Origin of the sequence: Nocardia aurea, assembly GCF_003123685.1 — a bacterium.
In the GTDB taxonomy this organism is placed as follows: domain Bacteria; phylum Actinomycetota; class Actinomycetes; order Mycobacteriales; family Mycobacteriaceae; genus Nocardia; species Nocardia aurea.
Genome location: NZ_QCYJ01000105.1, coordinates 1 through 5960, shown reverse-complemented (window position 1 = coordinate 5960; position 5960 = coordinate 1). Strand labels below are relative to the sequence as shown.

The following is a 5960-nucleotide window of genomic DNA, read 5'->3' as shown; positions in this document are numbered from 1 at the left end:
GTCCTCAACGACCACTGGGAGAGCCAGGACCGGAGACTCGTCAGGTGACCGAGCGTGGTGGGCTGCATGTTCGCCGCCCTGGCCGGGCCCCAGAGCGTGCCGATCGCGCGGTCGGAGGCGTCGATGGTCAGGTCCAGGTGCCGCGGATCCGCGCAGGTGCCGTGAACGCTGAACGGAAGATCCGCCGGGCCGTCCCGGCCGTCCTGGCCGTCCTGGCTGTCCAGGGCGGCCAGCCGGTCGAGGACCCACTCGGTGATCCGCTCACCCCGGGCGACCTGGGCGGCACGGTAGGCCGCGAGCCAGTCCCGGTCGTAGGGGACGGCGTGCCGAGGGTCGAACATGTCGAGTCCGGGGTCCCGGTCGAAGGGGTCGTGCTCGTCGCGGATCGCCGGGTCGAGCCACTCCACCAGCAGATTGGCCCGTCCAGGGTGCGCCATGAGCATGATCAGGGCGTCGGCCGGGATGAGCTCGGCGGTGGTGAGATCGGGCCCGCCACCACCTGGTGAGGCGGTGATCGTGGGCTTGACGGCCTGCGACTGGTAGAGGCATACCAGTCCACCCCCGCCCGAGTTGCCGACGAGCACGACCCTCTCGTACCCCTCCCGCTTGAGGTGCCGTACGACCGAACCCACGTCGAGCACGCAGTTCTCGAGCAGCAGCACCGAATCGTTGCCGAGGTAGCGGGTCGTCATCGCGATCGCGTCGACTCCGAGCGCGGCCCAGGACTCCAGGGCGTAATGGCCAAGGAAGTTGGAGGACGGGTGCACCACGACGACAGCCGTGTCCGCCCGCCGGCCCTCCCGGGCGCGTACCCGCGCGCACCACAGAACGCCGGCCATGCGCGCGATCCCGGAATAGACCTCCGCCGCGGTGGAGCCGGTGCCCATGGGCACCTGCATCAGTTCGCGGGTGGTCACTCCTCCGCCTCCGCCGCTCCGGTGATCGCCCGGCGCGCCGCGGCGATCGACTGGCTCAGCACCTCGGCGTCCCCGATCTGGTTGGCCAGCACCATCACCAGCGCGGCGTCGAGGCGCGCGCTCTGGTCGTCGGTGAGGTTCTCGTGCGCGCGGACGACCTCCTCGGTGAACCGATCCGGATCCGCCAGCCCGGGCCGGGTGGCGACCGGCGACGCGCTGGGCGTGCTGCTCTCGACGCTCCGAGGGTGCTGCCGTGCCCGTCCCAACCCCGCCAGCACCGCGTGGCGAGCTTGCGCGGAGTCGACGCACCGGGCGAGCACGTACAGGTCAGGGCGCAGGATCCAGATGTCGCCCGGCTCGGGGGCCAGTTGCGCGGCCAGGCCGCCGTCCACGTCCAGCAGTGATCCACCGACGCTTTCGACCACGACCGGAAGTCCCGCGAGGTCCCGTTCGATCGACGCGATCTCGGCCGCATCCAGCGAGAAGGCCAGGGCGAGGAAGCAGCGCCCGTCCCGTCCGAGCCGCATCAGTGATCCACGCCACCCATCGGATCGGCCGACAGCGCAGCTCTGGACCGGCAGGCCGCCCTGGTCCCCCAGCCATTGGCTGGCCGGATAGGGGACGGGCACCGACATGCGGCCGGTGTTGACCAGGAGGCGGGCGAACTCGTGGTGGCGGGCCAGCGCCAGGGTGGCGTCGCGCACGACTCTCTCGGCGGCGGTGCGCGGAGCGAGGAAACGCGCCGAGCGTCGGGTGACCTCGAGATTGCGGACGGCCGTGGAGTGACGTTCCACGTGATAGCTGTCGAGGATCGAGGCGTCGGCCCGTCCCTCCAGCACCTGGTGCAGCTTCCAACCGAGGTTCTCGGCGTCCTGGATCCCCGTGTTGCCGCCACGGGCCCCGAACGGGCTCACGACATGGGCGGCGTCGCCCGCGAGGAAGACCCGTCCGACGCGCATCCTGTCGACGAGAGCCGAACGGTAGTGGTACGGGCCGATCCACACGACGTCGAACTCCAGATCAGCGCCGAACATGGCCCGCAGCCGAGCCTCGACGACCTCGGGACGGCTCACCTCCGCGGGATCGCAGTCCGGACTCATCTGGAAGTCGACGCGCCAGACGTCGTCGGCCATCATGTGCAGCCAGACGCCGCGGCCCTCGTTGAACCGGGCGTCGACCCAGGTGAGCCGCTCCGGCGGACGGTCGTCCTTGAAGCGGATATCCGATATGCACCAGCGATCGGCCGAGAGGTCGGGGTGGCTGTCGAGGCCGAGCCAATCGCGGATCGGGCTCCCGGCTCCCGTGGCGTCGATCGCCCATTCGGCCGCGAGCCGGTACGGCCCCGCGGGTGTCTCGGCCGTGAACCACACCTGGTCCTCGTCCTGATCGATGCCGGTGACGCGGGAACGCCAGCGAAGGTCGACGTTCGGCATCCGCAGGATGCGATCCACGAGAAAGGCCTCGACGTGGAACTGCTGGATGTTGACGAACGGCGGGAACACGGAGTGCGAATCGGTTCCGAGGTCGAAGGAGTAGACCTCGTCGTCACCCGACAGCGTCCGCCCCACCGACCAGGTGACTCCCTTCTCGCGGATCTTTTCGGCGATCCCGAGCCGATCGAAGACCTCCAGGGACTTGCGGGCGTAGCAGATGCCCCGGCTGCTGGCCCCCCGGACACCGACGGTGTCGTCCTCGTCGAGCAGAACCACCGGAACCCCCCGAAGCCCGAGATCCGCGGCGAGGGTCAGCCCCGTGAGACCGCCGCCGGCGATGACCACGGGGTGCGTCCCCCGGTAGCCGTCGAGCTCCGGCGGGCGGCGGAATTCGTACCTCGGCAGCGTGTACGGCACGGCACCACCTCGCTGTTCGATAATAGGTTGAAGCGTGCGATAAATGGAACCTACGTATCGTGTCGTCGTCCTGTCAATGGCCGCTCAGCGCTTTCAGCGTGGGTCGCGACGCAGGGGATGGCCGGACGGAACCTCCACCAGAACGATGCGATGACCGTCGGGATCGGCCACCCACATCTCGATCAGGCCCCAGGGTTCCAGCCGCGCCTCCCGCAGCACGGTGACGCCCTCACGCCGCAGCCGCTCCTCCTCGCGCCGCACGTCCCGCACCTGCAACCAGATCGACAGCTCGCCCCCGGCCGCCGGGGCGTCGGACCGCCCGGAGACCTCCAGAAACCCCTGGCCCAGGAAGAACACCACGCCCGGCTGATCCGCCGGCCCGAACTCCCGGTACACCGCCAGGCCGAGAGAGTGGGCGTAGAAGCGGCGGCTCCGTTCGGGATCGCCGGGCCGTAGCAAGATGCGGCTGCTCAGCACGTCCATGCTGGACCAGCATACGACTGGAGGTCCGTGCGGCCCGTCCGATCGTCGGCGGCGAGTGCGCGTGCCGTCGGCGTGCCGGCGTCCTGCGTGTACTCCGAGACGGGGCCCTCGTAGAGAACGGTCCCGAGCCCTCCGCACCCCGGGCAGGCTCCCTCGGAATTCGCGCTGAACAGGGCGGCGGGGACGCCGTTGTGCCCGGCGAACAGCTTGCGGATGGCCGGCGCGATGCCTGTGTTACAGCGGTGGCAGGGGTTCGGTGTAGAGCCAGGACATGAAGAAGGCGTCCAGAGGCTCGGGCGCGTACCGGCCGGCGAGCTCGGTGAAGCGACCGGTCGTGATGACGCCGTAACGGTACAGGTCGGTCCATTCGCGCAGCACCGACCGGAACGCCGGATCCCCGAGGACGCGGCGCAGCGCGTGCAGCGTGAGGGCGCCACGCTTGTAGACGCGGTCGTCGAACAGCCGCTTCACCCCCGGGTCGGCCAGCACGAAGTCGCACGCCCTCGTCGAGAGCCTGCTGTGCCAGCGCCTGGCGTGCGCCTCGGCGCGCTCGCCGCCCGACTCCTCCGACCACAGCCACTCGGCGTAGGCCGCGAACCCCTCGTGCAGCCAGATGTCACGCCAGTGCGACAGCGTGAGGCTGTTGCCGAACCACTGGTGCGCCAACTCGTGCGCGACCAGCCGCTCCTCGCCCTCCAGGTGGTTGGCCCCGAAGATCGACATGCCCTGCGCCTCGATGGGGATCTCCAGCTCGTCCTCCGTCACGACCACGGTGTAGTCCGCGAACGGGTAAGGGCCGAACCATTCGGTGAACACCCGCATCATCTGGTCCTGGCGCCCCAGGGCCAGCCGGGCGCGGGTCAGCAGCCCGGCGGGCGCGGCCAGCCGCTGCGGCACGCCTCCCGGCAGGTCGGCGAGGTGGTAGCGGCCGATCTGCACGCTCGCGAGGTAGGGCGCCATGGGCGCCCTCTCGCGGAACTCCCAGGTCGTGCGCGAACCCGACCGGCTGGTGGACACCAGCTGCCCGTTGCACACGACCGTGTACGGCGAGGCGGTCGTCACCGCGATCCGGTAGGTCGCCTTGTCCGACGGCCGGTCGTTGCACGGGAACCAGGAGGACGACCCGATCGGCTGGCTGGCCACGAGGGCGCCGTCCTCCAGCTGGTCCCAGCCGAGCCCGCCCCACGGGCTGGGCACGGGCCGCGGGTTGCCGCTGTAGCGGACCTCGAGCGTGAACGCCCTGCCCTCCGCCAGCCAGCGGCCGGGGGTGACGCGGAGCTTGTGGCCCTGCTGCGCGAAGCGGGCCCGCTCCCCGTTGACGAGCACCTGGCCGACGCGGAACGGGCCGAAGTCCAGGTGCACCTGGTTGAGCGGCTCGACGGCCACCGCGGTCAGCCGCGCGGTGCCCGCGAGCCTGTTGGGGCCCGGCCGGTAGTCCAGCTCCAGGTCGTAGTGCCTGACCTCGTACGAGTAGTCGCCGCGTTCCGGAAAGTAGCGGGTGCCCGGTGCCACTGTCCTCCCATCGACGTCCGTCATGCGGCTCTGTGCCATGCGGCGACGGGGTTGCCGTACCACCGGGTCCGCGCGGGCAGCGACTCGCCGCGCATCACCAGGGAAGCGGGGCCGATCGTGGTGTTGCTCCCGACCGTGGCCGCGGGCAGCACCACTCCGTGCGGGCCGAGCGTGGAACCCTCAGCCAGCTCGACTGTATCGATGCTCATGACGCGATCGTGGAACAGGTGGGTCTGGAGCACGCAGCCCCGGTTGACCGAGGCGCCGTCGCCCAGGCTGACCAGATCGATCTCCGGCAGCCAGTATGTCTCGCACCACACTCCGCGGCCGACCTTGGCGCCGAGGGCGCGCAGCCAGGCGTTCAGCGCCGCCGTACCGAGCCACGGGGTGGCGAACCACGGCGCGGCCAGCACCTCGATGAAGTTGTCAGCCAGCTCGTTGCGCCACACGAAGGAGCTCCACAGCGGGCGGTCGCCTGCCCGGATCCTGCCCATCAGCGCCCACTTGGCGACCACCGCGACGGTCGCCGCGGCGAACCCCGCGCCGGCCAGGACGAACCCGCCGAGCAGGACGGCCACGCCGAGCCCGGCCGCCCGCGCGATCCACAGGATCGTCATGACCACGAGCACGGCCAGCCCTGCCGTCATCATCGCCGGGACCACCCGGCACAGCTCGACCAGCGCGCGGGCGACCTTGAGCCGGCGCGGCGGGTCGTAGGTGCGGCTGCTGTCACCGCTCTGGGCGGTCCTGCGCAGTTTGACGGGCGGCATCCCCAGGTAGGAACTGCCTGCCTTGGCCTTCCTCGGCGCGGCGGACAGCACGCCGACCAGCCCGTCCTTGGGCACCTTGCGGCCGGGCGCGGTCATGCCGGAGTTGCCGACGAACGCCCGCTTGCCGATACGCACGTGGTCGAGGCGCATCCAGCCGCCCGCCAGTTCGTACGGCGCGACCTTGGTGTCGTCGGCCAGGAACGCGCCGTCGCCGACGGCGGTCATCGACGGCAGCGCGAGCACCGTGGACAGCTCCACGTCGCGTCCCACGGTCATGCCGAGCGCGCGCAGCCACGAGGGCGTGAACGCGCTGGCGTACAGCGGGAACAGCCACACCCGCGCCATGGCCATGAGCCGCTCGGTGGCCCAGGCCTGCCATGCCGTACGGCTGTGCACGGGGTGGGTGCCCGGGCGCAGGCCGAGCGCGA

The 5960-nt window shown here is 70.9% G+C and carries 5 protein-coding genes; all 5 read right to left on the bottom strand.

All coding sequences use genetic code 11. The features are described 5' to 3' along the window. Window positions 1-917: alpha/beta fold hydrolase (locus DAT37_RS25500; protein WP_109527416.1), on the bottom strand; the 917-nt coding region annotated here is incomplete at its 3' end. Beyond that, window positions 914-2767, bottom strand: coding sequence for an FAD-dependent monooxygenase (locus tag DAT37_RS25495; protein WP_109527415.1), 1854 nt, complete (start codon window positions 2765-2767; stop codon window positions 914-916). The genes DAT37_RS25495 and DAT37_RS25500, both read right to left, overlap by 4 nt. A 93-nt stretch (window positions 2768-2860) precedes the next feature. After that, window positions 2861-3250: a VOC family protein gene (locus tag DAT37_RS25490; protein WP_109527414.1), complete on the bottom strand. Its 390-nt coding sequence runs from the start codon at window positions 3248-3250 to the stop codon at window positions 2861-2863. A gap of 234 nt (window positions 3251-3484) precedes the next feature. Then, window positions 3485-4786: a M1 family metallopeptidase gene (locus DAT37_RS25485; RefSeq protein ID WP_109527413.1), complete on the bottom strand. Its 1302-nt coding sequence runs from the start codon at window positions 4784-4786 to the stop codon at window positions 3485-3487. After that, a partial coding sequence (locus DAT37_RS25480) for a Pls/PosA family non-ribosomal peptide synthetase (RefSeq protein ID WP_332873354.1) occupies window positions 4783-5960 on the bottom strand: 1178 nt, incomplete at its 5' end. The genes DAT37_RS25485 and DAT37_RS25480, both read right to left, overlap by 4 nt.